We start from the raw sequence: 24836 nt of genomic DNA on the forward strand, positions 1-24836 counted from the left end.
ATGTAACGCTTCCCCTAGCCTTTGTTGCTTTGTTATTTTCTTACTCTCAAATAACGGTAACAAAGGCATTTTTCTGTCAGTTTCGTTTTATTCCTTATACAATTAACGCACTCGCGTAAAACGCATTCCTAAAACCTATCGGTAGCATTATGAATAAAATTGGTATTTTAGGCGCAATGGACGAAGAAGTTGCATTGCTAAAAGCCTCATTGGATAACCTCAAAGAAACACAATGGAAACACCTTACATTTTATGAGGGAAGCTTAAGTGGAATGGATGTTGTGTTGGTCAAGTGCGGCATCGGCAAGGTAGCTGCAGCTATAGCGACTGCGGTTCTTATTGAGCAGTACGCTCCTGATGCTGTAGTTAATACTGGCTCTGCAGGCGGTTTTGATAAAAATTTGAATATTGGCGACTTAGTTATTGCTAGTCACGTTATTCACCATGATGCCGATCTTACCCACTTTGGGTATAAACTTGGTCAATGTGCAGGCATGCCTGAAGACTATCGCTGCGACGAGCAACTAATGACTGCCGCTGGCCGTGCTGCGGCGGATATTGAGAATCTTCAATCTACCACAGGCCTAATTTGTACTGGTGACGCTTTCATTGGTAGCGATGAAGCCGTAGCAGAACTTCGCGCTAACTTCCCTGACATGAAAGCGGTGGAAATGGAAGGTGCAGCAATTGGACAAACCTGTCATATGCTAAACACCCCATTCTTAGTCATTCGATCTTTATCTGATATTGCGGGTAAAACATCATCGGTAAGCTTTAAAGAATACCTCGACACTGCAGCCAAACACTCTGCACAGCTTGTGATGGCAATGATTAAACAACTTGCCAAATAAATGAGTGACTTAATTAGCGGCATTCACTATCAGTCGCTACTTATTTTATGGCTCGCCATTGCCATTGACGCAGTCTGGCAATGGCCCGAGCGTACCCACCCACTGACTTTTATGCGCTACCTTGTTCGTCAAATGGGGCATAAAGTGCTCCCGTCATCGGATTTTGGTCCTACTCAACACTATATTTCGGGCGCCCTCGCTGCACTTGTTTTACTTACGCCGTTAATTGTGTGCTTGGCAATACTCGTCTATATGGCCCAGTATCCCATTTTCTTTGAAGCGGTGATCATGGTTGTACTTCTCGACTTCGGGTATCAGCGACAACAGTACAAAAAAGTACTAGCCAATGTTGGGCGAAATAAAAAGTCTTTGGCGCGGGAAATGGTTGCCACAATTACGGCAAGAGAATGTGACCGTCTAACAGACATCGGCATTGCAAAAGCGGCTATTGAGTCTCTATGGCTTAAGTTTCTCTATCTGTACTGTGGAGTTATATTCTATTTTGTAGTGGCAGGGCCAATTGGCGCATTAATTTATCGATTGCTATTGCTAACCTCTTGGCAATGGCATTATCGCGACAATGCAATGAAATATTTTGCGCTTCCCGTAAGAAAGCTAGTGGCAATTTTGGTGCTCCCTCCAGCACTATGCGGCGCACTAACAACCTTGCTCGTTAGCAATCCCATACGTTGTGTTAACGCCATAAAAAATGCCACGGCAAGAGATAAAACATCGCTCCTTTTAGCGCTTTTCGGTGGGGCCCTTAATGTCAAGCTGGGAGGCCCTGCTATTTATGCAAATAAAAAGTACCGATATCCAAGAGTTGGCGGCAACCAAGACGTGAGATATTCACACATGCTGTTAGCACGTAATACAGTTGTGTACGCCATGATTGCATTTGGCGCACTGGCCTCTTTGTCTCTTATTATATTGGTTAAAATACCGTAATGGGCGGCGTGATACGCTTTCATTCAAGGCTTAAATAAGGGAAACTTTTGTGATTTCGCGACTAACGCTATTCGTTGTTCAATTCTTTTTTTTATGCATAGTGAATGCATCTAGCGCAGCGCCTGATATTCATCGCGAAGCCTTTGATGCAACAAACAATACCGCCACGGCTAATATCGAAAACGCAGCGAAACACACTGAATCACCGTTACCAAAAGACTATAAAATAGTGAGCCTTGCCCCCCACCTTACCGAGTGGGTATACAGTTTAGGGCTCGATAAGCATTTAGTTGCAGTAAGTGATTACAGTGACTTTCCAAAGGAAGCAACGCTCCTTCCTCGCGTGGCTGATTATCAAGGTGCAGATATAGCGAGCATAGTTGCACTACAGCCCAATTTAGTTCTTGCTTGGGATGGCGGTAATAAGCCTCAGGATATGAACAAACTTGTTGCACTAGGGCTCAATGTTTTTAAAAGCAGAATTACCACTATTGACGATATTGCAACGGAAATAACTCGTCTTGCGAACCTGACTCACACTCAGTCAAAAGCAAAGGAGTTAACCGCGCATTTCAGTACTACGCTTGACGAACTACGAATACGGTATAAATCGACTGCGCCCACATCGGTATTTTATTACTCGTGGACCGCACCGCTAATGTCAATTGGTTCGAATGCGTGGGCAAATCAATTGCTTAAAGTCTGCGGTGCGCAAACCACCTTTATTGATAGCCCTGTCGATTATCCGCAAGTTTCCGTCAAAGATGTCCTCATTAGGCAACCCAAGGTACTGGTTGCAGCAAGTAAATCATCAAAAGATGAATTGGAAATATTCTGGCAACCCCATCGCGAACACCTTTCTGCCCCACTTATTGTAGTAAACCCAGATGTTACAAGCCGCTTCTCACTTCGTATAATTAATGAACTAAAAATATTGTGCAAAGGTATAAACGAAAACGCATAAGCGCTATACTAAAGTTGAATATTAGCGTATAGGTGAAAATGGAAACGTAATGAAATTTGTGGTTGCAGGCTTTCTTATTGTTGCAAGTGTGGCACTTTTTGTGTCGCTTCAGTGCACCGCAAAAGCATCGTCCCAAGCTTCAGTTGCAGCATCTCCCTACCTCATAGAACGCGTCGCTAATAATGATTGGTTACTGATTGATGTACGTTCACCTCAAGAATTTGCCGAAGGACATATTCCGGGCGCCATAAACATGCCTCATGAAAACATTAATGACTACGTTAATGATTTGAAAGACCATAAAGACAAACCCATTATTATTTATTGCCGCTCTGGGCGTCGAGCTAAACTTGCTATGAAAGTACTTGAAGAACTCGACTTCTCTGAAGTTATGCACCTTGAAGGCGACATGTTAGGTTGGAGCGCAGCAGGTATGTCAGTCGACCGCATGTAGATTCTCTCTACATGGTTGTGTGCATTAGTTTTGGCTGTGATACACTTTTTGACCTTCTCTCATTTTGTGAACTGTGATGAAAATAGATATCGCTACACCAGCTATGCTGTTTCCAGCAATTTCCTTGTTGCTTTTAGCTTACACAAATCGCTTTTTGACTTTAGCAACAATCATCAGAAACTTCTCAAAAGAAGAGCGCGACGACAATACACTGGCACAAATTAAAAACCTTCGCTTGCGTATTCAGTTGATCAAACGCATGCAAATCGCAGGGGTTGGTAGCTTCTTTTTATGTGTAGTATCAATGCTTGCTATTTACCTCACCTACCAACAAGTGGGTAACTGGGTATTTGCAGCAAGCTTGGTGTCATTGCTTTATTCACTTTGGATGTCTGTGCGTGAAATTCTTATTTCTGTCGAAGCACTAGACGTACACCTTGATGGCATGAAGCATGCTCATAAATCGGGTAAAAGCGCAGCAACCTCAGATAAGAAACGCGTAGAACATATACAATAACCCCTTTGTCACCATTCAACCCTACAACACGCAAGATTATCCAAAACAAGACATATGCAAAACAAGACACAGATTGAATATGCCCCGTTGGCGAATACACACTTCGACGGTGTTATTGAGTTAGGTAACGCTGTTCATGGAGACAACTATCTCACCGATGAACTCATTAACGACTACTACAACAAAAGCTTTCACAATGAGATCAATGCTAGCTGGGTAGCATTGCACAATCACAAGGTGGTAGGTTTTAGATTGACCTTCGCACATAGCCAATGGCAAGTGGATAACTGGTGCACTCCCTCACTGTGGCAACTTGATGCAGATAAGGTGTGTTATTTTAAGTGCAACACCGTATCACCTGATATGCAAGGTACTGGCATTGGCAGCGCCTTGTTAAAGAAATCGATTGAGCGCGCTAAGGCGCAAGGTGCACAAGCTGGCTTAGCACATATCTGGCTTGCCAGCCCCGGAAATAGCGCGTTTAAGTATTTTTCAAAAAATGGCGGCGAGCTTATTAAAAAGCACCCTAACAAGTGGCGTTATATCTCTATTCACGAAGGTTACGATTGTCCAGTTTGTGACGGCTACTGTGAATGTGAAGGTGCTGAAATGCTGCTGCGTTTTTAGTTGTTTGGTGCCCAAAGCAATATGCAATACGACCCCCTTGTTTCCAAACATGTGCAGCCCTCGTTACCTGCACCTACTACTTATTGGCACAGTACCCATAATTGCGTGCACTATGAAGCACTCGCCCGCGATATCAATACTGAATACCTGGTTATTGGCGGAGGCTATACAGGCTTATCAGCGGCAATCACGCTGGCAGAAGCGGGAAAACATGTTGTACTTATTGATGCACACTCCGTAGGCTTTGGTTGTGCCGGTCGCAACGGTGGATTTATTCTATCCGGTAGCGGACGTTTATCGCTAAGCGCAATTGAAGACAAATGGGGAGAAAGTACGGCAAAGGGCATGCAGCAGGAGTTCGAGGGCGCTGTTGAGTTACTGCATAAACGTATTGCACGTCATAATATGCAAGTTGATTTGTGCCAAGGTCCCTACTTCAAACTTGCCCACTCTACAAAACACGCAAAGCGACTGCACCATGCAGCATCAATCCAGGAAACAAAATTTGGTGCAAAGAGCACATTGCTTAGCCAAAACGACGTTGAACGTCAGTTTTCGATAAATAGCACCTATGGCGGTGTAAAAGTAGAGGGAGCATGCCTACACCCTTTAAAACTTGCAGACGAATATGCCAAAACAGCACAAGGCTTAGGCGCCCATCTCTACTACAACACCCCGGCCCTCGACATCCTTAAAGATGGTTCTACTTATTTGGTGAAAACCCCATCGGGGAACATTCGCGCAAACAATGTCTTAATTGCAAGCAACGCCTATACACCCAAACAGTTTCATAACGCAGTAGATAACAAACAGTTTCCTGTACAATCGAGTATTTTTGTTACTGCGCCACTGACCCAAAAACAACAAGCGGAAACTGGTTTAAGTACACCAATGAGCTTTATGGATACGCGTATGATGAAATATTACTATCGCGTATTACCCGACGGGCGGCTACTCTTTGGTGGGCGCGGTGCAGTATTGGGCAAGCACAGCGAGCATCCCAGTGAAAAGGCCCGCTTGTATAGGGCAATGATTAAAAGCTTTCCGGCCCTTGAAGGAATTGCAATGACGCACTTTTGGAGTGGTTGGGTGAGCGTGTCACTTGATGATATGCCAAGAATATTCATTGATACAAAGAACAATGACTCGCTTGGTTATGCCATGGGCTATTGTGGCTCAGGGGTATCGTTTGCTGCATTTGCAGGAATGCGCTTAGCCCAACGTATGCTAGGCAATGAAGATATTGATTTATCACTCCCTTTGTATCAATCGCCGCTTCCCACTTTTCCATTTGCTACCTTCCGAAGAGTGGCATTAAGGGGGCTTTATCAATGGGCCAAAATTGCCGAGCGTTAAAAACGTACTATCGCTAGCCGCACGCTCACTTTTTAAGCTATCTTATTAAACAGCAATTCAAATTCACCTTCCTCGTCATTGAAAACAAGGAGTTTTGCCATGTCTTATATAGATGGATTTGCGGTCGCAGTACCTAATGAGAATAAAGCGTTGTATCTGGAGCATGCCACATTAGCGGGTGGTATTTTTAAGGAGTATGGCGCATTAAAGATTATCGAGGCGTGGGGAGATGATGTTCCTGACGGAGAGGTAACCTCGTTTTTAAAGGCGGTACAAGCAAAAGAAGGCGAAACGGTAGTATTTTCAATTGCTTTTTGGCCGTCAAAAGCCGTTAGAGATGAAGCATGGAAAAAGGTTATGGAAGACCCGCGAATGCAAAACGATGAAAACCCCATGCCATTTGACGGAAAGCGGCTTATCTATGGTGGCTTCGAGATATTGCTAGAAATCTAGTTCGTTGATTCAAGTAAGTAAGAAGACATAAAAAAGCCCATCGTTAAGATGGGCCGTATTTTTGAGCGTATTTTGCAAAGCTTAGGCCAGTGTAATACGTGCGAATTTGCGTTTACCTACCTGGTAAACATTCTCGCCTTTTTCAGTAATCACTAAACGAGTGTCTTCCACTTTATCGCCATTAATTTTTACTGCGCCTTGCTTAATCATGCGCATTGCATCAGAAGTAGAGCCTACCAACTTTGCTTCTTTTAACAGGTTTCCAATGGCAATACCTTCATCGCCCAGCGCAATTTCCACTTCCGGCATATCGTCTGGAATTGCATTTTTTTGGAAGCGTTGAATAAAGTCCTGATGTGCGCCTTCAGCGGCAGCGTCGTCGTGGAAGCGCGCAATAATTTCTTTGGCCAACATAATCTTAATATCACGTGGATTTTCGCCATTGGCAACACGCGTTTTAAGATCAGCAATTTCTTCTAACGGACGGAAACTCAATAAGTCGTAATAACGCCACATCAAATCATCAGAAATTGACATTACTTTACCGAACATATCGTTTGGCGCATCAGTAATACCAATATAATTGTTCAGTGATTTTGACATTTTCTGAACGCCATCAAGACCTTCTAATAGCGGTACCATTACAATTGACTGCTGCGTTAGACCTTGCTCTTTTTGTAACTCACGACCCATTAGCAAGTTAAAGCGCTGATCAGTACCACCAAGCTCAACGTCTGCTTTAAGTGCAACTGAGTCCCATCCTTGAACAAGTGGATACAAGAACTCGTGAATAGCAATAGGCTGGCCATTGTTATAGCGCTTTTTAAAGTCATCGCGTTCAAGCATACGCGCAACGGTTTGGCTGGCAGCAAGCTTGATCATTCCCGCAGCGCCGAGCTGGTCCATCCATTCAGAGTTAAAACGAATTTCCGTTTTATCTTCATCAAGAATTTTGAACACTTGTTCCTGATACGTTTTAGCGTTCTCTAATACTTGTTCTTTGCTTAAAGGCTTGCGCGTTACATTTTTACCTGTAGGATCGCCAATAAGGCCGGTAAAATCACCAATAAGAAAAACGACCTTGTGGCCCAGTTGCTGGAAAGTGCGCAACTTATTGATCAAAACTGTGTGACCAAGATGCAGATCAGGTGCTGTTGGATCGAAACCCGCCTTAATCGTCAGGGTTTTGCCGGATTTTAGTTTTTCAATTAAATCCTCTTCGGGGAGTATTTCATCAACACCCCGTTTAATCTCAGCCAACGCTGTTTGCCAATCTTTCATTTGTAAGTCACACTCTTTGATAAGACTAAATTCAATTTTGGCCGGCATTTTACGCGTACAACGGAACCATTAAAAGGTTTTGACGTCAAAAACCGGATTACAATGCGTCATGTTGTTAAACCCAAAGGCTTTGAGTCGAACGAACTGACATTGATTTCGCAGATCAGGGGGGGAAGGGCTTCCGCAAACACGCGGTAAACCCATCCATGGGCGCTCCGCCACCGCATCCCTGCGGTGGAGGGTTTGCTCCAGCCCTTCCCCCCTGCTCGCGACTAGTCAATATCCGTTCACCGAAGAGCCTTTGGGTGTAACAATTTAATAACATTTATAACGAGAAAAGTTGCATTTTTAAGCAACGTATGTGAAATAGTGTTGTGCACGTAACATTTCTCAGGTGGGCAGTAGTATGAGAAAGACAATAGACGCCTCTAAGGCGCTAAATCTATTCAAAAAATTACCAAAGCAGCATAGAACTGGGTTAGCAGTGGCTAGTCTATTTCTAGGCGGGCTTATTCTTTTGCCGTCGGAATCGGTTGAAGCAAGCCGTCATCAAGAAGCACATATTCTTGATGCGGGTGTGCGCTATCCGGTAGAGCTGCATATTACGCCTTCTACAGATGTGTTTAGTGGCGAAGAAGAGTCAAGTTGGCAAACGTACAAGGTACGCAGTGGCGATACGTTGGCTAAACTATTTAAACGTGCAGGGTTTACTGCACGAGACGTTTACAACGTTACCCAAGCGGGAGAACTAGCCAAAACACTTGTTACTTTACTTCCTGGCGATGAGTTGTCATTTAAAGCTAATAGTGACGGTGGCTTTGGTGAACTTAAATATAAGCTTTCGTCTACTGAAACCCTTTTTGTTCGCCCAAGCACAGAGGAAAACGGCAAAACGTTAACCGCTGAGCTAGAGAAACGCGACGTTGATATTCGATATAACTTCGCTCAAGGCGAAATTAATTCAAGTTTCTGGAATGCAGCGGTCGATGCTGGCCTTACTAGCAATCAAATTATGAACCTCGCTGGCATTTTTGGCTGGGATATCGACTTTGCTATGGAAATCCGTTCTGGCGATACCTTCAATGTGGTATTCGAGGAGCAGTACATCGATGGTGAATTTGTTGGCTATGGTGATATTGTAGCGGCGGAATTTACCAACCAAGGCGAGCAATTCAGCGCTATTTTGCATGAAGATGGCACCTACTATACGCCTGATGGTCGTAGCATGCGCAAGAGCTTTTTGCGCGCCCCTGTTAATTTTAGATATGTGAGTTCAAACTTCACGAAAGCGCGCTTCCACCCTGTGCAGAAACGCTGGAAAGCACATCGCGGTGCTGACTATGTGGCCGCAGTGGGCACACCGGTTATGGCTGCTGGTGACGGTAAGGTAATTAAAGCCGCATACGACAAATACAATGGTCATCACGTGTTTATTCAGCACGGTGAAAAATATACGACCAAGTATCTTCATTTTAAGAAGCGTGCAGTGAAAGTTGGTGATACCGTGAAGCAAGGTCAAACCATTGGCTATTTAGGTAGCACAGGAATGGTTACCGGTGCCCATTTGCATTATGAATTTTTGGTTGACGGTGTGCACCGCAACCCTCGTACTGTAGAGTTGCCCAAGGCACTGCCTATTGCCAAAGAAGAGCGCGAGCGCTTTATGGAAATTGCCAACCTTCGACAAGAGCAACTCGATAACAACAAGCGTATTATGCTTGCTATGAAATAGCGTGTAATGGCTAAATATATTGGCCTTATGTCAGGTACTAGCATGGACGGTGTTGATGCCGTCCTATGCGAAATATCGCCCTCCACCTGCACAACCCTTGCAGCTCATACTGTCGAGTATCCTCAAGAGTTATTACTTGCACTTAATGCCCTTTGTAGCGAGGGCCTAGACGAGCTAAATACGTTAGCAATTGCTGATAGGCTTGTGGCAGAAACTTTCGCTCAGGCAGTATTAGGGCTGCTTAATAAAACAAATCTATCTGCAAACGATATTACGGCTATTGGTTCACACGGACAAACCGTGCGCCACCAACCGGAAGGTAAAGTGATATCTGCCCATTTTAGTACTGAGGCCTTACGCGGCTTCACCTGCCAAATAGGTGACCCGAATACGATTGCGGCGCTTACCAACATCGATGTTATTGCCGATTTCAGGCGCAAAGACATTGCTTTAGGGGGCCAAGGTGCGCCTCTAGTACCCGCTTATCACAATGCCATATTTTCCCATGATACCAAGTACCGCGCACTGGTAAACATAGGGGGAATTGCCAATGTGTCGTTATTACCTCCCAAATATTCGTCAGAACCAGTTCGTGGTTTCGACACAGGACCTGGCAATACGCTGATGGACAGATGGATTTCGCTTCATTTAAACCATAATTTTGACAAAGATGGGCAATGGGCAGCCTCTGGCAATGTAAGTACAGCGTTACTCGATACACTTTTATCTGATAGTTATTTCACTTTACCAGCCCCTAAAAGCACGGGTAGAGAGTATTTCAACATTGACTGGCTGAGTAACAGCTTAGGCAATTTTTTTGAATCCGCACCATCGCATTCACTCCCCGGTGTTGGTGGAAATATGCAACCTGTTGACGTTCAAGCCACGTTACTTGCGTTCACGGTTAAAACTATCGTTAATGATATAAAAGCGCATTTACCTGAGCAAAACGGCGCAAATGAGCAAAGTGAAGTGATAATATGCGGTGGCGGAGCATTCAACAATGCACTGATGAGCATGCTTAAACAACAGCTAGCGCCATTTCAGGTCAGTGATAGTTTCTTTCTTAGCATACATCCACAGCACGTAGAAGGTGCTGCCTTTGCGTGGCTTGCCCATGCGTATCTACACAACATCCCCGGAAATGTACCAGAGGTCACGGGCGCATCGCGTTCAGCGGTGCTCGGTGCACTGTTTAAAAAGTAGTTTTTCGTTTCAAGCCCCGTCATTAGAGCATGCTGACCTTTTTTATATCAAAACGCGCTAAAAGCAGCGCTTGAATCAATCCAATTAGTGTCTATCTCTGTAATCACATTAACTTTGACTAACAAAGATATAGGACAACTAATGACAGACTCAGTACTTTTTAAGCCTTTCGATTGGGCTGGCCAAACATTGAAAAATCGAATGGTGCTTGCCCCACTAACACGAGGTCGCGCTGGACCTGACCGTGTACCAAACAAGATTATCGGCGATCACTATGTTCAGCGTGCTGAAGCAGGCCTTATTATTTCAGAAGCAACATCTATCTCTGAAGAAGGGAATGGTTGGGTAGAGTCGCCAGGAATCTATACCAATGCCATGGTCGAAGGTTGGCGCTCGGTAGTAAACCGCGTTCACGAAGCGGGCGGAAAAATGGTATTGCAGTTATGGCATACGGGGCGTGCATCGCACAGTGATTTCCACAATGGCGATTTACCTTTATCGGCGTCTGCAATAAAAATTGAGGGCGATGAAATTCACACCCCCAAAGGTAAAAAAGAGTACGAAGTCCCAAGGGCCATGACGTTGGATGACATTAAGCGCACAGTCGCAGACTACAAAAAAGCAGCTATTAATGCGAAAGCTGCAGGTTTTGACGGCGTTGAAGTGCATGCTGCAAATGGCTATCTAATCAATCAGTTCCTTGACAGCCGAAGTAATCAACGAGATGACAATTATGGTGGCTCACTTGAGAACAGATACCGCTTTTTGTCTGAAGTTATGGATGCGGTGCTAAGTGTATGGCCGGCAGAACAGGTTGGTGTGCGTCTATCACCAAATGGCGTATTTAACGACATGGGCGCTGATGACTTCAGAGAAACCTTCACCTACGTTGCACAACAACTTAATGCGCTCAAGGTGGGATATTTACACGTTATGGACGGACTTGCCTTTGGATTTCACGAACGCGGTGAACCAATGACATTGGCCGAGTTCAGAGCGCTTTTTGATGGCATGCTAATTGGGAACTGTGGCTATACAAAAGAAGACGCGGAAAAACGCATTAGTGATGGTGACGGTGATATGGTGGCCTTTGGCCGACCGTGGATAACTAACCCAGATTTACCTACTCGTTTTGCAAACGATTACCCATTAACCGCATTCGATGATCCTGCTAGCTGGTATGGAAATAGCGTAGAAGGCTACAATGATTTCACTACTTATAAGGAAGAAACAGGCAAAGATGCACTTGAAGCATTATGTTAACTGCATTAGTTAAAAAAGGTGGGGCCTTGCTCCACCTTAATTGATTGACTGACTGAGTGAATCAGTTAAACCCTGTTTTCTGATTGGCTAACACCGCCAGTTTTTCAAGACACGACATCCAGGCATGATTGTGCTGCTGACACTCTTCTTTGTTAGCAAAGCCACTTTGCACTAGCACCAGCCTTACATATCCTTCTTCAGTCTTTTCAAAATGAATGTCTACCGACGTCATCACAGAGTCTTCTAAGTCATCTTCCCACGCCCACGAAAAGGTCAATTGCTCATTGGCCAAAATCGTCGTGTATTCCCCTGTTAATGACATTTCCACACCGCTAGGCTCCATCAGCTTAATGCGGTAACGCCCCCCTTCTTTAAAATCACTCATGATTTGTGTCACAACGCAATCGCCTGGCGCAAACCATTCTGATAAATATTCAGGTTCATGAAATGCCGCAAAAACAAAGGGTAATGATGCATCTAATGTGACATCTATTTTAAACTGGTGCATAGCGCTGCCTTAATAACCGTGAGCAAAAAAAATCCCGAGCCCGCGTAAGGAAAGGCCCGGGAGAAGGAGTACATCCTCATTGTAATTATCGACTACCGCTTTAATTACTTGAGTATAAGTACAGCAGCGAGTATTAAGTGAGCTTCGACTTAGTCATGCCCTTTCATCAGTGATGCCATACTTGGCTTACTACCAAAATGCTGGGCACACACGCGCTCACTAACGCTCAGATATAAGGTGTCGATGTCATCCATGGCCATAAACTTGTTACAGAAACCGGGGGCATGAGGTTCGATAAAGTGTTTCGCCGCCAACATGAAATGCGCAATAAGCTGTTTAACGTTGTCCGTACCCATCGCAATACGCATGGTAGTAAGCTCGATACCCGCTTTCTTTTGCTCTTCTGTACTTAATTCAGAATGCGACGTTAAGGCAGGGCAAAGTATGATGGTGTTGTTCTGTCCAATACTCACTTGGTGACTAAAGGCAGGCTCTAACGCATCAAAGAAACGCGTGAACACATCTCGAGGTAAATTCGCTGGTGCCATATCGACCGTAAATAGCGTGCAAGGCCAACCGTGTGTATGCTGTTTTTCACGCAGGCCCGCGTTGCTGTGCTGTGGCAATGCATGACAGTTAACGCGAATTTGTTCGTGTGCATTAAGGAAAGAAGTAAACACCTCGGTATTGATGACCTTTGTCATCATGCGCTGTTCTAGCGTCTTCATACCGTTAAGCACATCAAAGGCTTTTTCTGAATCTAAGAATGCGCCCTTGATGTAGTACACATCCCAGAACATGGTTTCAGACCAATCTACCCCATTAATATTACTGCCTTTGGGCTGGAACATTCTGTGGCCTTCGCCGATAACAACACCAGCAGTAGTCGCGCCGCTACCACACAAGTCTTTGGTGTAGCTGTGCATAACATAATCGGGTCTTGCTGCTTTGTTTTTGTGCTGAAGAGGCTGATGCAGCACAGGCGTCGCTAGCGTCGAATCAAGCATAACCAGCGAGCCTTCAGCGTGCGCAAGCTCACAAATACCTGGGACATCGAGTACGTAGCCATGTGGGTTACATGGCGACTCTAGATACACATGCATACGAGCGCCGTTGTCCAAACGCGCAGCATGTTTCTTTTTGGTTTCTTGCATAAATTCGGCAAAGCTTTCTTTGTCGTAACCATCAAACCACGCGATTTGAATATCCATTCGATTACTACGAGCAAAATAATCATGCAGTAATTGATAAACACCACCATACACATTACGCGATACAATCAATACATCACCATGACTCAATACGTTCGACAAACACGCATCAATTGCAGCCATGCCTGAGTTAAAGTTCCACGCTAAATACTCTGCAGCATAAGGGCCTGCTTCCATATCAACAATCGCGTTTGCCAAAGAGATATTTGTTGGGTTGAGAAGACGCGAATAAATTTGGTGAGTAAACTCTTTACCCTGAAAAGCGTCATCTACCCATTCGGTACAGGCATACACGTAAGTCGCCGTGCGCACCACAACAGGGGTTGCTGAAAACAATGCAGTAACGTTATCAAACAGCGGGTAATGACCTTGCGAACCGTTGCCACCAGATAAACTCTGATAGGTTGCTCTAAAGGGGTTTTGCAGTGTGTCTAATATTTTCGCTATTTGGAAAGAAAGGAACTTTTTGGCGTTAAAATAAGCTACTCTGTCCTCTTTATCGAGTCCTTGCAGTGTATTGTTGGTAATGTCCCACAATTGCATCACACTTGATTGTGCGCCGTACAAATGGTGTGCGGTATTAGCAAGCGCTTTGCCGTAATCACTTGATGCATCGATACCAAAATGAGAAAGCTGTTCGGCCACCAGTGCCTCTGTAGTTTCGGCAACAGTAGTGTTACGTTTTGGTGATAGCACTTTAGCGTGTGCAACGTTTATTGAAGACTGCGTAGTAGACTGCATAGTTATTCCGTTAATATTGATACCAACTCGATGTATTACACATCAATTCATTTACAAAAATGTAAAACTTAAATCACATTATTAGAACAACCTTGCGCACGAAAAGCGCTGACTAATTAGGAAAGAAAAGTTTACTCTGGGAGAAAAAAGCGAATGAATTCAGGCGCTGATGCATGCTTATCAGTCACCATTTTAAGTGATGAAGCCCACGATATTGCAACTGCAATTTCAACGCAGTTAAGTGAAAGCAACGCGACATCCCACAGCCTGGCAATGGGCAAGAATACAAAAATTCATATTGAAAAAATTGCTACCTCACCTAAGGAAATTGAACCTGAAGCCGTAAATATCTTGCTTGCAGATCCCGATTTAGCAGCTGAGATAATTGAGCAATGTCATAATATCAAATGGTGTCAGTCGACATGGGCAGGTAATGCACCTTTGCTGCGTGCGAGTAAAACCGACTACACCCTTACCGGCCTAAAAGGTATTTTTGGTAAACTAATGCGCGAATATGTATTTGCTTATTTGTTGGAACACGCCAGAAACACATCCATGTTTCGCCAAAATCAACAGGCGCAACCACCGAAGTGGGAAGCCTCGCCACGTATACCATTGCACGGACAAACCTTGGGGATCCTTGGACTTGGCAGTATTGGCAAAGCACTTATCCCTGTAGCACACGCCTTTGAAATGCGTGTTGTAGGGTTAAGTAGAAGTGGAGCTGCTGTTGATGGTGTACACGCCATGTACACGCAAGAATCAGCAGTGGAGTTTGCAGGTCAAGCTGATCATCTTGTGAACCTTATGCCTGATACGCCACAAACTCAAAACTTCATATCCGATGACATTTTAAAAGCGCTAAAATCACACAGCGTTTTCATTAACGCAGGGCGCGGAAATGCAGTAGATGATGAAGCCTTGATTAAGTGTTTAAATGCAGGATATTTAAAACACGCGGTGTTAGATGTCTTTAAACAAGAACCCTTGCCAAAAGACCATGCATTTTGGATACATCCAAAAATAACGATTACTGCCCACACCGCAGCTGAATCTCAGCCATCGGATGTCGCCAGTGTCTTTCTAGAAAATGCCTTTCGCTACCTAGCAAGCGAGCCATTACTTTATCAGTTCGACTTTGATAAAGGTTATTAACCCGCTTGTAGGCGCATTTATTATCCGCGAGGGTCGGTAGCGGTTACTTCAATACGGTGGTGGTGCTTTTCATGAAACTCGAGCAATTGGGGGTAGTTTTTCATATCGTGAAGCTCTCGAAAAAGCACCCAATCGACCATAGAGTACAAACATATTTCAGGGTAGGTCCACGTACTAAACCCGCCAGCATCAAGCTGCTCACAGAGACTTTCAAGCACCGCCTCAATGCGTTCTCGCTGAAGCGTAAAGTACATTTTGTCTTGGCTGATATCGAAGTCTGAACGCTTGAGCAGCATCATTTGAACAAAAGAATCATTTGCCGCATCAATGAGCGTTAGCTGATTCTCTTCTTCCCACGTAAGGCCATCTAAATCGAGTTTATCCGCCAGATAATTATAAATGACGCGCGAGTCAAAAATCATCTGCCCGTTGTCTTCTAAACACGGCACTTTTAACGTGGGATTGCGGGATGCCAACAGCGCACGATCTTCCCCAGAAAAAATCTGCAAATTAAGAAATTCATGCTCTGTTGACGCCAAGATAATGCGTATACGACGCACGTATGGTGATGTGGTAGAACCGTACAGTTTCATAACGTTACCTGCTCATTATCGAATAAACCAATACACACCATTTAGGTGCGCATTGGCTGGATTGGTAGATTTCTATGACGCGTACCTGAAGCATGATAGATGGCATTACTTAGCGCTGGCGCAAACGGTGCCATACCCGGCTCACCAAGTCCTGTGGGCTTTGCATCTGAGTCGACAAAATGCACATGAACTTCAGGCATGTCAGTAATACGCATAACGGGGTAGTCGTGAAAGTTGCTGTTTACCACTGCACCGTCTTTAAACGACACTTCACAGTACTTAGCCAATGAGATCCCCATCGCCACTGCGCCCTCTTGTTGCGCCGCAGCACCGTCTTTGTTTAGCACTTGTCCGCAGTCTACAGCAGAATCCACACGAAGCACTTCAAAGTCGTCACCTTTCATACGCACATGCACCGCCATGGCTATGTATGTCTGAAAACTATAATGCACCGCTATACCGATCCCCTCTCCCTCAGGCAACGTCTTTCCATAGCCTGACTTTTCAATGACTAAGTCAAGTACACCTTTAGAGCGTTTTACTTGTTCAGCCTGTTCTGGGTTAGTATTACTATCGTATAAACGATGCAACATTGTCGCGGTATCTATACCGGCTTTCTCAGCCAGCTCATCAGTGAATACGCCATAAGCAAAGCCCCAAAAAATAGCATAAACTGCTCTGTACCAGCCAATACGGGTGTGTGCTGGCGCTAAACCAGACTCGCTGCGTAAATTGGCAATACCATAAGGGTGGTTCTCTATTTCACTCATGGCATTCGCGGGTGCAAATTGCACTGAAGGGTCAAACAACGTGTTTATTGAAGGGAAAGCGGCACGATGCAGCCAACCTGTGACATTGCCATCCTTATCTAGCGCCGCTTTAATATGTTGAGCACTGTTTGAATGGTAAAAGCCGGTTCGCGTGTCTTCTTCTCTCGTCCATGTTAGCTGTATGGGTGTTCCCACCGCCTTTGATATAGCCGCGGCCTCTTGCACGTAGTCACACTTGAACTTCCGTCCAAATGCACCGCCACTAATCATGACATTAACCTTTACCGCTTTCTTATCGATACCTAAAAACTGTGAAAGTACTGATTGAATATCGTCAGGACTTTGTGTGGATGCCCATACCTCACAAGCACCATCGCCTACCGACACAACACTGGCATTCGGCTCCATCGGAGCATGGACTAAATGCCCTTCGGTAAATGTCGCCGATAGGGTTTGGTCAGCATTTTCAAAGGCCGATTCTACATCCCCTCGCTCAGCAATTTTATTCGCGGGCTTTTCAACGTTTTCAACTAACGTCTTCATGTAGGAGGTGGTGTCGTAACTGCCGTGTACGCCTCTATCCCACTCTACTTTTAATTTTTCAACGCCTTGTTGTGCAGACCATGAGTTATTTGCGACCACAGCAACGCCACCAAGCGAACCAAATGGCACTTTCATAGGCGCAATCTCGACCACCGCGGTAACACCTTGCACTTTCATGGCTTCAGTTTTGTCTACCGACTTCAATGTGCCGCCCATCACGGGACAATGCACAATAGCGGCATATTGCATTCCTGCAACTTTGGTATCTACACCGTAAACGCGCTTACCTTGTACGACTTTTGATACATCATGGCGAGGCAAGTGAGAGCCTATATAGCGAAAATCAGCCTTTGACTTCAGTGTTGGATTTTCAGGTGTTGGCATTGTTGCAGCAACACATGCCAACTCGCCATAACTTAATTTCTGATTTGTGCTCTTGTTAATAACAAAATGATTTTGAGCATAGCAATTGTCAGGACTTGTATTGAATGCCTTGGCTGCCGCAGCCACCAGCATTTCCCTAGCTACAGCACCAGCTTTGCGCATGGGTTCATACATGGTTCGAATACTGGCAGAGCCTCCCGTCGCTTGGCTACCGTATTTGTCTTGGTTGCCTTCAGCCTGCTCTACAGTGACTTTCGACCAATCAGCTTCCATTTCATCGGCCACTACCGACGGTAAAGCAGTACTGATCCCCTGTCCCATTTCACAACGACCGCAGTAAATAAGTACACTGCCATCTTGTTGCAAATGAATAAACGCATTGGGACTAAACTCTGCCGCTTCCACCTTACTCGCGTTAACATTAAGCGAAACACCGACCATGAGCCCACAGCCCCCAATCGCACTTGCCTTCAAAAACTGACGGCGATTTAACGATAATGGCTTTACGGTATATGACTGCGCTTGTTTTTCGCGCTGGGTAATAAGCAAACTTTCGATATTTGCACGCATCACGACACCTCCTTGGCCAAATCATAATTTGCCAACTCACTTGCCGCGATGTTTATCGCCTTCTTAATACGCTGATAAGTGCCGCAACGACAAATATTGCCTTGCATCGCATTATCAATGTCCTGCTCACTTGGCGTGGCGTTGTTAGACAACAGGCTTGCCGCATTCATTATTTGGCCAGCTTGACAGTAACCACATTGGGGGACGCCTACTTCAACCCAGGCTTTTTGAAGCGGATGAGAAGCATCTTCAGACAATCCTTCAATGGTGGTTATTTTGCGCCCTGCCAGTGCGCTAACAGGCATTACACAGGCGCGCGTAGCTTGGCCATCAACGTGAACTGTACAGGCACCGCACAAACCTTTTCCACAACCAAACTTGGTGCCAGTAAATTCCAATCTATCGCGTAAAAACCACAATAGTGGCATGTTATCGGGGACATCAATAGGGTATTCGGTCCCGTTGACGAACAAGGTTTTGTTCATGTTTTTTCCTTTTTGCCTGTTGTCGCATGTTGATGCTTGTAATTATATTGTTAACTTAGACAAGTTAAGGAGTGAAGACAATGCACTTTATCGGCAAGACAGGTCAATTGACCCAATAGAAGTTCAAAAGCGGTAAGGCAGTATTGTCAGCAAGGCGCCAACGATAGTAATAAACAAAAAGGAAAGTGAGAACATGTCGGCATGGCGCAAGAAATCACCATGCCATAGAAAGGTATAAGCGTTTTAAATGCTAAACGCTGAAGCTTGCACCACAACCACATGTTGTTGTGGCATTAGGGTTTTGAACAAGAAAACGTGAGCCTTCAAGGCCATCGACGTAATCAACAACGCCACCAACAAGATACTGAAGACTCATAGGGTCAACCACTAAGGTTACGCTGTCTTTTTCGATGGTCATATCACCTTCATTGACTTTTTCATCGAATGTAAAGCCATATTGGAACCCCGAACAACCACCACCTGTTACATAAACACGTAGCTTCAAATCAGGATTTTCTTCTTCTGTCACAAGGGTTTTCACTTTTGCTGCCGCTGCATCAGAAAACTCAATTGGCAACGCCGTTTCTACAGACATACCCACCTCTTAACCGGACTTAATGTGCTAACGCACAAACACTATGCGCAATTATCTAATACTTGACTAATTTCATCAACTATTGGGGCGAAACTTAATGAATCAAGAGTGAAGGCAACGGATTGCACTCCCCTTAGTTGGCGCGGGGCTGAAAAATGTTTACTCTAAACGTCTGCTTTACTTAATAGTGAACAAACAATGGAATCTAGTACAGCAAGTGCGCCCCCCGTATTATTCGATGACTTCCCTGAATCGCAATTCGGCGACAAGGAAGACTATAAGCAAGCCTTAGCGTCTATCCAAGAAACGCTTTTTCACGTCCAGCAGGCCTATTTTCATCAAAAGCGTCGCGCCTTGATTATTTTTGAGGGCTGGGATGCGTCAGGTAAGGGAGGCACAATTCGACGTATTACTGAAAAACTAGACCCACGGGGTGTGCATGTATTTCCCGTTGCTAAGCCAGCAAAAGAAGAACAAGACAAACACTTTCTCTATCGGTTTTGGCAGCAAATTCCATCACCGGGCTCACTAACGTTATTTGACCGCTCACACTACGGACGCGTGCTCGTTGAGCGCGTGGATAGTTTGGCCACACAAAGTGAATGGCAACGGGCGTATAGAGAAATTAACGAGTTTGAACGTACACTTTGTGATAGCGGAGTTCGCGTCATCAAACTTTACATGCATATCTCAGAAGAGGAGCAAAAAAAACGCTTTGAAGAGCGTCTTCACAACCCTTTTAAACGCTGGAAACTCACAGAAGAAGATTTACACAACAGACGCAAGCGAAAAGACTACATTCAGGCTATTAATGACATGTTCGTCCAAACACACACTAGCCATGCACCATGGCATATTATTAACGGCGAACACAAGTGGCAAGCCAGGGTGGATGCATTGCGCTATATTGTCGATATGCTCTGTGAAGGTGTTGATATCACACCACCACCACTGGATGACAAGGTTATTGAGCTTGCTTCTCAACAGCTTAATGTTAACAGAGCCCAGTTAAAATGAATTCCGTCTGTAAAGCCATTAGCCAAAACTATAAGCCACTAACGGCGACACAGGTTGTAAGGTAGCCTTTTTTACCGGAGTAACTCGTGCTGTTGCTCCTGTCGAAACTCGGTTTTTACCCGTCGCCTTTGCATGGTACAGCGCTTTATCGGCTTGTTTGATCAAATCGACAAACTTGATAGCTCCTTTCTGCTTCGTTGATGCAAGTCCTATACTCACCGTTACCACACCATGATTAGCGTGCTTGTTGGTAATGAGCAAATCTTCAACAGCTTGCGTCATGCGATGACCAATAAACTCTGCATCTTCTAACGAGGTTTTGGGCAGCAAAATCAAAAACTCTTCGCCACCAAAGCGCATTACGCAATCGAGCGGCCTTCTGGCACACTGACTTAACGCGCCTGCCACGGCCTTTAGCACTTTGTCGCCGTCAAGGTGCCCATAGGTATCGTTGTACTTCTTGAAATTATCAACATCAACCATCAATACCGACAAACTCGCTTTTTCGCGATTCAGCTGTTTAATCAATCTCGGTGCACTTTGCATAAGAAATTGACGATTGGGTAATGACGTTAGTTGATCTTTACATGCTAAAGACTCTAAGTGACGCTCTTTTGCCTTAACGCTAATTTGATGCAATATCCGCATTTTTAAGACATCGGCTTTAACTGGTTTAGCAACAAAGTCTGACGCACCAGCAGTCCAACACTGTTTTTGTAACTCACAATCTTCGTCTGCGGTAAAAAATATTATCGGAATATCTTTAGAACGACTGCACTCTCGTAATTTAATGCAGGCATCTACACCGTTTACTTCAGGCATGTGATAGTCCATCAATATGACATTCGGCGTTTCATGCTTTTGGCAATATCGGATTGCTTCTAAGCCATCATCAACATAGCTACAGTCAAACTCTTTACACAACATACCAATAAGCGTAGCGCGAGCCAATGCATCATCTTCCACTATTAGCACACTGTATTTTTTTGCTTTTGCGCGGTTATGCATAACTTACTCCTACACTGGTTTGGTTGTTGTAACGTTGTGCTTTACCGTGTTTGCTGTCGCGCTAACACGAATACCAAGTTTTTTTAAAAAGGCACCTCGAATACGCGCTAATAACGCTCTCAGCTTCACAGACTTGCCCACTATAAAGTGACCGTCACCTTGATACTCGTTGAGTGAACTAGCACAGGGATAATCATTCAATGCCATGGGTTTGTTCGCCAGTTTTTCTACCTGTTGTGGCGTTCTCATCGGGTAACTGCGCGACACAACAAAATCCTTTGACACCGATGTTGCCCATGCAGGAATACGTGATAATGAAGACTCTTCCCACTTGCGAACAGGGTCGTTGGTGAAAAAGCGCGGTTCGCTTTTGTTGACTGAATAGTATTTACGGCGCTTCACTATCGAGGCATTTACATTTTCGCTCTCAAACTCAGTGACTTCTTGATTAGTTAAGTAAAAACGTGCCACCCACACATTCATTGCGTTCTTGTTTGCCAACAATGCGCTTTTTAAATCCCCCTGTGGTGACTCACTGAGTAACTCATCTGGGTGTAACACATACCACCAGTCTTCGTTTGTATACTCGTTGTGATAGCGGTTATAAATACGATTAAGCAATCCGCGGTTACTTGGCTCGTCTGTTTGTCCGAAAATGACGAGCTCTTTGAAACGAGATGCCATTTCATTTACCAACTCCCAGCTACCATCTGTAGAGTGATTATCGTAAATATAAATTCTATGGCAGAACTTCATCGCGTACAGCAGCGCTTCTTCCACTATATCAACGTGATCTTTTATCAACATGATTGCATTGATTTTCATGCCTGCGACTCCTTGCGAAGAGCGGCGACCGCGTTGCTTAATAGCGATTTGGCGGCGTGCAGTTTTACCAGTGTAAACATTGCCAAGTAATAGCGCGTATAGTGTTGGCACATGGGCATGGTCAAAACAGACTTTGCCATATGACTATTGCCGTTTTTGATAAACGTTTTCGCTGCATTTAGCCCCTGCACTGCACAGTATCGCTGAACACTTTTAAGCATTTGAGCAGAATAATTGCCTGCCATCACCATTGAGTACAAACGCTCAGCTGAGGAGTAATTACCGACGGGAAACAAGTCTTCTACACCTGGGTTATGACACTGAGTATGACAGTGCATATGAATGTTTGGGCTATATGCAATAGTGCCATCAAGCGCAGCTTGCAAAATAAAGTCTTTGGGTACACGGGTATGCTCACTTACTGCAAACCCACCAAGGGCCAAAAAATTGCTCCTTTTCACCATCATAGAAGATACGGTAAAGGGCAAATCTCCTAGCGTTGCCATTTTGAAAAAGTCAGTCAGTAAATAGCCGTTAGGATTTACCGAGTTTAAGTAAATGTCAGCGTCTCTCAGTGTGCCATTATCGCTCATGCACTGATAACGAGTAGCGAAAACATCTGAGGTAGGATACTTCTCTTGAAGCTGGCTCATTTCATGCGTAAAGAAGGGAAGCCATTCATCATCAGCACCTAGAAAAGCCACATAATTGCTCTTTGCAGCCATTGCACCTTCATTTCGCATTGTTGCAATACCGCAACCAGAAAGTTCAACCACGTTTAGATTTTCGACATTCAAATTGCGAACAAGCTCAACGCTGCCATCTGTCGAGCCGTCATCGACAACAATAATCTCATTCACTTTCAGCGCTTGACGCTGAACGCTTTTGATTGCTCTTTCTATGTTTTGCACTTGATTGTACATGGTGATAACAACAGATAATGCTTTCATGTTGATTACTTCCTACTGAGAACACTGACTTATAAGGTATTCAGCAAAGGAAGTGCCAATTCATAAAAAACCCTACATTTCATAAACTTAAACAAAAACCAGCACACAAATCATTATTCCGAGGTTGTGATATTCTCATTTTGCACAGCATCATTTTATGCATTTTGCAAAATACAAGAAACGCTCGAAAAGCAGGATGCAAAAGAGAGTGCGCCGCTCATTCGATTTCAGATCTGCCTATAGAAATAACCAATGAAAAGAAAAAAAGAAAACAACGGACGGGATTAACGGGCGGCATTCAAAAGCGCAAGTGGCAAAATATTTTCAACAGTACTAGGCGATACAGAATGGGTTGGAAGGAAAGTGAGAACTAGGATAATCGCTGAAAAATAAAAAAAGCAGCATGCTGATAAACAACATGCTGCTTAGGGCAACCAGCGCACACAAGGAGATTAGTAAGCGCCTCTTGCAGTAACAACAGCGGGAACGGTGGCCAATAAAATTTTTACATCGAAAAACCAGCTTTGTTGCGCAATATAGGTTTTATCAAGCATTAACTGCTCTTCAAACGTTGTATCAGCGCGGCCTGACACTTGCCATAAGCCGGTTAAGCCAGGTTTACAGTTAAGACGTACAAGTGTTTCTGTATCGTATTGTTCGTACTCAGACGTAAGATGCGGGCGCGGTCCTACCAACACCATATCACCCGTTAACACATTAAATAGCTGAGGTAGCTCGTCGATGGACAGCTTTCTAATAACACGGCCAACACGGGTAATACGCGGGTCACTGTACATTTTCTGACAGATGCCTTCTCTGTCACTTTTCATTTTTGCTGCCACTTCCCATTGAGGAGAGTCTGGCGTATACATTGACCGAAATTTAAAACACTTGAATTGACGGCCTTGTTCACCAACTCGAGTTTGTGAAAAAATAAGTGGGCCGCGGCTTTCCAATTTTATTAAGGTTGCGACAATGATAAGCAGCGGAGATAAGGCAACTAATCCAAGTAGGGCCACTATCTTCTGTGCTGCAATAGGTAACCCTTTATGATTGGTCGCGTTGTGGTTAAACTTTGTGGATACTGTTTTCATCATCTTTCTCCTACTAAGACACAGTCTGCGTGCCTAAGAAAAATACTGCTGTAGATTACAAAGTACGTTATTGATGCTTTGTAATCGCGCTTGGTTACCCTCAACACTGCAAAGCTTTTGCCAACCCGACAAAACCAATTAAAATCAAAATCTTACAAGAAAAAAGAAATATTACCCTCTAAATTTTGGCGCTGGGCGATTTTTAATCTGAAAAAGAATAGGCATTTTGCGAGAGAGAAAGGTTTTCATTTTCTCAAAATGAAAAAGGGCTTTTAGCCCTTTTAATAAGTTACTGCTTTAAAGGCGTGTCAGGATGATTTTAGCCAGTCGAAAAGTCCAAGCGAGAAACTTTCAAATAGATTGATACCCAAAAGTGATTTTATGATGTAGAGCGCAACGAGGCCTAACAAACTCAATATCATGACAGTTAATGTGGCAATAAGAAAAAGCGACGCCGCTGCAAAGGCCTTTTCTTTCGCCGTAAGTGGGCGTCTGTTTTTCCCTGCCAGAAAGACAAGATAAAAACTCCATGGCAAAAACGGGAATTTGACCGTAGCGCGCATATCAATGCTATGCACACGACCACCACGCAGGCCCACAACGCGTGCAAGTGCCAGCTGTTGCTCTACAGTGAAGCTTTGTGCAATATGCGGCTCCATACGCTGCATAAGACTTTTCACTGTAGGGTCGTGCATTGGGTGTGACTGCTCACTACTTTTTGACATACGCCCCCCT

Annotated in this window: 25 protein-coding genes; 13 read left to right on the top strand and 12 right to left on the bottom strand. The window is 44.5% G+C overall.

Annotation, left to right across the window (positions count from 1 at the left end; all coding sequences use genetic code 11):
• Positions 1-149: 149 nt before the first annotated feature.
• The 8 genes from JN178_RS15625 to JN178_RS15660 all read left to right on the top strand — a co-directional run bounded on the left by JN178_RS15625 (position 150) and on the right by JN178_RS15660 (position 6170).
• Positions 150-851, top strand: coding sequence for a 5'-methylthioadenosine/adenosylhomocysteine nucleosidase (locus tag JN178_RS15625; RefSeq protein ID WP_202262330.1), 702 nt, complete (start codon positions 150-152; stop codon positions 849-851).
• Complete coding sequence (locus JN178_RS15630; RefSeq protein WP_202262331.1) at positions 852-1799, top strand: cobalamin biosynthesis protein CobD/CbiB; 948 nt, start codon at positions 852-854, stop codon at positions 1797-1799.
• A 49-nt stretch (positions 1800-1848) separates the two neighbouring features.
• Positions 1849-2763 carry a cobalamin-binding protein gene (locus JN178_RS15635; protein ID WP_202262332.1) on the top strand — a complete coding sequence of 305 codons (915 nt, stop codon included), beginning with the start codon at positions 1849-1851 and terminating at the stop codon, positions 2761-2763.
• A gap of 49 nt (positions 2764-2812) precedes the next feature.
• Positions 2813-3217 (top strand): rhodanese-like domain-containing protein, encoded by a 405-nt coding sequence (locus JN178_RS15640; protein WP_159626595.1) that lies wholly within the window; start codon positions 2813-2815, stop codon positions 3215-3217.
• A gap of 76 nt (positions 3218-3293) precedes the next feature.
• On the top strand, positions 3294-3734 hold the full coding sequence (locus tag JN178_RS15645; RefSeq protein ID WP_202262333.1) for a DUF2721 domain-containing protein: 441 nt from the start codon (positions 3294-3296) through the stop codon (positions 3732-3734).
• 54 nt (positions 3735-3788) lie between these two features.
• Entirely contained in the window at positions 3789-4361 is a 573-nt protein-coding gene (locus tag JN178_RS15650) for a GNAT family N-acetyltransferase (RefSeq protein WP_202262334.1), read from the top strand.
• Positions 4362-4382: 21 nt separating this feature from the next.
• Entirely contained in the window at positions 4383-5717 is a 1335-nt protein-coding gene (locus JN178_RS15655) for an NAD(P)/FAD-dependent oxidoreductase (protein ID WP_202262335.1), read from the top strand.
• A 99-nt stretch (positions 5718-5816) separates the two neighbouring features.
• Positions 5817-6170: a DUF1428 domain-containing protein gene (locus JN178_RS15660; RefSeq protein ID WP_159626587.1), complete on the top strand. Its 354-nt coding sequence runs from the start codon at positions 5817-5819 to the stop codon at positions 6168-6170.
• 81 nt (positions 6171-6251) lie between these two features.
• On the opposite strand, the gene tyrS is transcribed toward JN178_RS15660, so the two are convergent.
• Positions 6252-7451 (bottom strand): tyrosine--tRNA ligase, encoded by a 1200-nt coding sequence (tyrS, locus tag JN178_RS15665; RefSeq protein WP_159626585.1) that lies wholly within the window; start codon positions 7449-7451, stop codon positions 6252-6254.
• 406 nt (positions 7452-7857) lie between these two features.
• Here tyrS and JN178_RS15670 point away from each other — a divergent pair, with 406 nt between their 5' ends.
• The 3 genes from JN178_RS15670 to JN178_RS15680 all read left to right on the top strand — a co-directional run bounded on the left by JN178_RS15670 (position 7858) and on the right by JN178_RS15680 (position 11652).
• Positions 7858-9183 (top strand): OapA family protein, encoded by a 1326-nt coding sequence (locus JN178_RS15670; protein WP_202262336.1) that lies wholly within the window; start codon positions 7858-7860, stop codon positions 9181-9183.
• Positions 9184-9189: 6 nt separating this feature from the next.
• Positions 9190-10389 carry an anhydro-N-acetylmuramic acid kinase gene (locus JN178_RS15675; protein WP_202262337.1) on the top strand — a complete coding sequence of 400 codons (1200 nt, stop codon included), beginning with the start codon at positions 9190-9192 and terminating at the stop codon, positions 10387-10389.
• 141 nt (positions 10390-10530) lie between these two features.
• Positions 10531-11652, top strand: coding sequence for an alkene reductase (locus tag JN178_RS15680; RefSeq protein ID WP_202262338.1), 1122 nt, complete (start codon positions 10531-10533; stop codon positions 11650-11652).
• Positions 11653-11713: 61 nt separating this feature from the next.
• On the opposite strand, the gene JN178_RS15685 is transcribed toward JN178_RS15680, so the two are convergent.
• Both JN178_RS15685 and JN178_RS15690 read right to left on the bottom strand, forming a co-directional pair.
• Positions 11714-12160, bottom strand: a complete 447-nt coding sequence (locus JN178_RS15685) for an SRPBCC family protein (protein ID WP_202262339.1) — start codon at positions 12158-12160, stop codon at positions 11714-11716.
• A gap of 149 nt (positions 12161-12309) precedes the next feature.
• Entirely contained in the window at positions 12310-14112 is a 1803-nt protein-coding gene (locus tag JN178_RS15690) for a trans-sulfuration enzyme family protein (protein ID WP_202262340.1), read from the bottom strand.
• Between the two features lie 153 nt (positions 14113-14265).
• Here JN178_RS15690 and JN178_RS15695 point away from each other — a divergent pair, with 153 nt between their 5' ends.
• Complete coding sequence (locus JN178_RS15695; RefSeq protein WP_202262341.1) at positions 14266-15267, top strand: D-2-hydroxyacid dehydrogenase; 1002 nt, start codon at positions 14266-14268, stop codon at positions 15265-15267.
• A gap of 20 nt (positions 15268-15287) precedes the next feature.
• Here JN178_RS15695 and JN178_RS15700 read toward each other — a convergent pair whose 3' ends face one another.
• The 4 genes from JN178_RS15700 to erpA all read right to left on the bottom strand — a co-directional run bounded on the left by JN178_RS15700 (position 15288) and on the right by erpA (position 19207).
• A complete protein-coding gene (locus JN178_RS15700; RefSeq protein ID WP_202262342.1) occupies positions 15288-15860 on the bottom strand; it encodes a glutathione S-transferase family protein in 573 nt (190 codons plus the stop codon).
• Positions 15861-15901: 41 nt separating this feature from the next.
• The gene (locus tag JN178_RS15705; RefSeq protein WP_202262343.1) at positions 15902-18127 is read right to left on the bottom strand and encodes a xanthine dehydrogenase family protein molybdopterin-binding subunit; all 2226 of its coding nucleotides are present in this window, start codon (positions 18125-18127) and stop codon (positions 15902-15904) included.
• Entirely contained in the window at positions 18127-18612 is a 486-nt protein-coding gene (locus JN178_RS15710; protein ID WP_202262344.1) for a (2Fe-2S)-binding protein, read from the bottom strand. The genes JN178_RS15705 and JN178_RS15710 overlap by 1 nt, the downstream gene beginning before the upstream one ends.
• A 250-nt stretch (positions 18613-18862) precedes the next feature.
• Positions 18863-19207 (bottom strand): iron-sulfur cluster insertion protein ErpA, encoded by a 345-nt coding sequence (gene erpA / locus JN178_RS15715; RefSeq protein WP_159626566.1) that lies wholly within the window; start codon positions 19205-19207, stop codon positions 18863-18865.
• Between the two features lie 198 nt (positions 19208-19405).
• Here erpA and JN178_RS15720 point away from each other — a divergent pair, with 198 nt between their 5' ends.
• Positions 19406-20224, top strand: a complete 819-nt coding sequence (locus JN178_RS15720; protein WP_202262345.1) for a polyphosphate kinase 2 family protein — start codon at positions 19406-19408, stop codon at positions 20222-20224.
• Positions 20225-20242: 18 nt separating this feature from the next.
• Here the strand turns inward: JN178_RS15720 and JN178_RS15725 are convergent, their stop codons facing one another.
• From JN178_RS15725 to JN178_RS15745, 5 genes are all read right to left on the bottom strand, one after another.
• Complete coding sequence (locus JN178_RS15725; protein WP_202262346.1) at positions 20243-21232, bottom strand: GGDEF domain-containing response regulator; 990 nt, start codon at positions 21230-21232, stop codon at positions 20243-20245.
• Positions 21233-21241: 9 nt separating this feature from the next.
• Positions 21242-22057 (bottom strand): glycosyltransferase family 2 protein, encoded by an 816-nt coding sequence (locus JN178_RS15730; protein WP_202262347.1) that lies wholly within the window; start codon positions 22055-22057, stop codon positions 21242-21244.
• On the bottom strand, positions 22054-23007 hold the full coding sequence (locus JN178_RS15735; RefSeq protein ID WP_202262348.1) for a glycosyltransferase family 2 protein: 954 nt from the start codon (positions 23005-23007) through the stop codon (positions 22054-22056). Before JN178_RS15735 ends, JN178_RS15730 begins: the two co-directional genes overlap by 4 nt.
• A 452-nt stretch (positions 23008-23459) precedes the next feature.
• The gene (locus tag JN178_RS15740) at positions 23460-24104 is read right to left on the bottom strand and encodes a sugar transferase (protein WP_202262349.1); all 645 of its coding nucleotides are present in this window, start codon (positions 24102-24104) and stop codon (positions 23460-23462) included.
• A 305-nt stretch (positions 24105-24409) separates the two neighbouring features.
• The gene (locus JN178_RS15745) at positions 24410-24826 is read right to left on the bottom strand and encodes a hypothetical protein (RefSeq protein ID WP_202262350.1); all 417 of its coding nucleotides are present in this window, start codon (positions 24824-24826) and stop codon (positions 24410-24412) included.
• Positions 24827-24836: the final 10 nt, after the last annotated feature.

This window comes from Alteromonas sp. KC3, assembly GCF_016756315.1.
Classification (GTDB): domain Bacteria; phylum Pseudomonadota; class Gammaproteobacteria; order Enterobacterales; family Alteromonadaceae; genus Alteromonas.

Bases quoted from the DNA above. Each gene is read 5' to 3' on its own strand.
- JN178_RS15625 (WP_202262330.1), top strand. From the start codon at position 150: ATGAATAAAATTGGTATTTTAGGCGCAATGGACGAAGAAGTTGCATTG.
- JN178_RS15630 (WP_202262331.1), top strand. From the start codon at position 852: ATGAGTGACTTAATTAGCGGCATTCACTATCAGTCGCTACTTATTTTA.
- JN178_RS15640 (WP_159626595.1), top strand. From the start codon at position 2,813: ATGAAATTTGTGGTTGCAGGCTTTCTTATTGTTGCAAGTGTGGCACTT.
- JN178_RS15645 (WP_202262333.1), top strand. From the start codon at position 3,294: ATGAAAATAGATATCGCTACACCAGCTATGCTGTTTCCAGCAATTTCC.
- JN178_RS15650 (WP_202262334.1), top strand. From the start codon at position 3,789: ATGCAAAACAAGACACAGATTGAATATGCCCCGTTGGCGAATACACAC.
- JN178_RS15655 (WP_202262335.1), top strand. From the start codon at position 4,383: ATGCAATACGACCCCCTTGTTTCCAAACATGTGCAGCCCTCGTTACCT.
- JN178_RS15660 (WP_159626587.1), top strand. From the start codon at position 5,817: ATGTCTTATATAGATGGATTTGCGGTCGCAGTACCTAATGAGAATAAA.
- tyrS (WP_159626585.1), bottom strand. From the start codon at position 7,451: ATGAAAGATTGGCAAACAGCGTTGGCTGAGATTAAACGGGGTGTTGAT.
- JN178_RS15670 (WP_202262336.1), top strand. From the start codon at position 7,858: ATGAGAAAGACAATAGACGCCTCTAAGGCGCTAAATCTATTCAAAAAA.
- JN178_RS15675 (WP_202262337.1), top strand. From the start codon at position 9,190: ATGGCTAAATATATTGGCCTTATGTCAGGTACTAGCATGGACGGTGTT.
- JN178_RS15680 (WP_202262338.1), top strand. From the start codon at position 10,531: ATGACAGACTCAGTACTTTTTAAGCCTTTCGATTGGGCTGGCCAAACA.
- JN178_RS15685 (WP_202262339.1), bottom strand. From the start codon at position 12,160: ATGCACCAGTTTAAAATAGATGTCACATTAGATGCATCATTACCCTTT.
- JN178_RS15690 (WP_202262340.1), bottom strand. From the start codon at position 14,112: ATGCAGTCTACTACGCAGTCTTCAATAAACGTTGCACACGCTAAAGTG.
- JN178_RS15695 (WP_202262341.1), top strand. From the start codon at position 14,266: ATGAATTCAGGCGCTGATGCATGCTTATCAGTCACCATTTTAAGTGAT.
- JN178_RS15700 (WP_202262342.1), bottom strand. From the start codon at position 15,860: ATGAAACTGTACGGTTCTACCACATCACCATACGTGCGTCGTATACGC.
- JN178_RS15705 (WP_202262343.1), bottom strand. From the start codon at position 18,127: ATGCGTGCAAATATCGAAAGTTTGCTTATTACCCAGCGCGAAAAACAA.
- JN178_RS15710 (WP_202262344.1), bottom strand. From the start codon at position 18,612: ATGAACAAAACCTTGTTCGTCAACGGGACCGAATACCCTATTGATGTC.
- erpA (WP_159626566.1), bottom strand. From the start codon at position 19,207: ATGTCTGTAGAAACGGCGTTGCCAATTGAGTTTTCTGATGCAGCGGCA.
- JN178_RS15720 (WP_202262345.1), top strand. From the start codon at position 19,406: ATGGAATCTAGTACAGCAAGTGCGCCCCCCGTATTATTCGATGACTTC.
- JN178_RS15725 (WP_202262346.1), bottom strand. From the start codon at position 21,232: ATGCATAACCGCGCAAAAGCAAAAAAATACAGTGTGCTAATAGTGGAA.
- JN178_RS15730 (WP_202262347.1), bottom strand. From the start codon at position 22,057: ATGAAAATCAATGCAATCATGTTGATAAAAGATCACGTTGATATAGTG.
- JN178_RS15735 (WP_202262348.1), bottom strand. From the start codon at position 23,007: ATGAAAGCATTATCTGTTGTTATCACCATGTACAATCAAGTGCAAAAC.
- JN178_RS15740 (WP_202262349.1), bottom strand. From the start codon at position 24,104: ATGATGAAAACAGTATCCACAAAGTTTAACCACAACGCGACCAATCAT.
- JN178_RS15745 (WP_202262350.1), bottom strand. From the start codon at position 24,826: ATGTCAAAAAGTAGTGAGCAGTCACACCCAATGCACGACCCTACAGTG.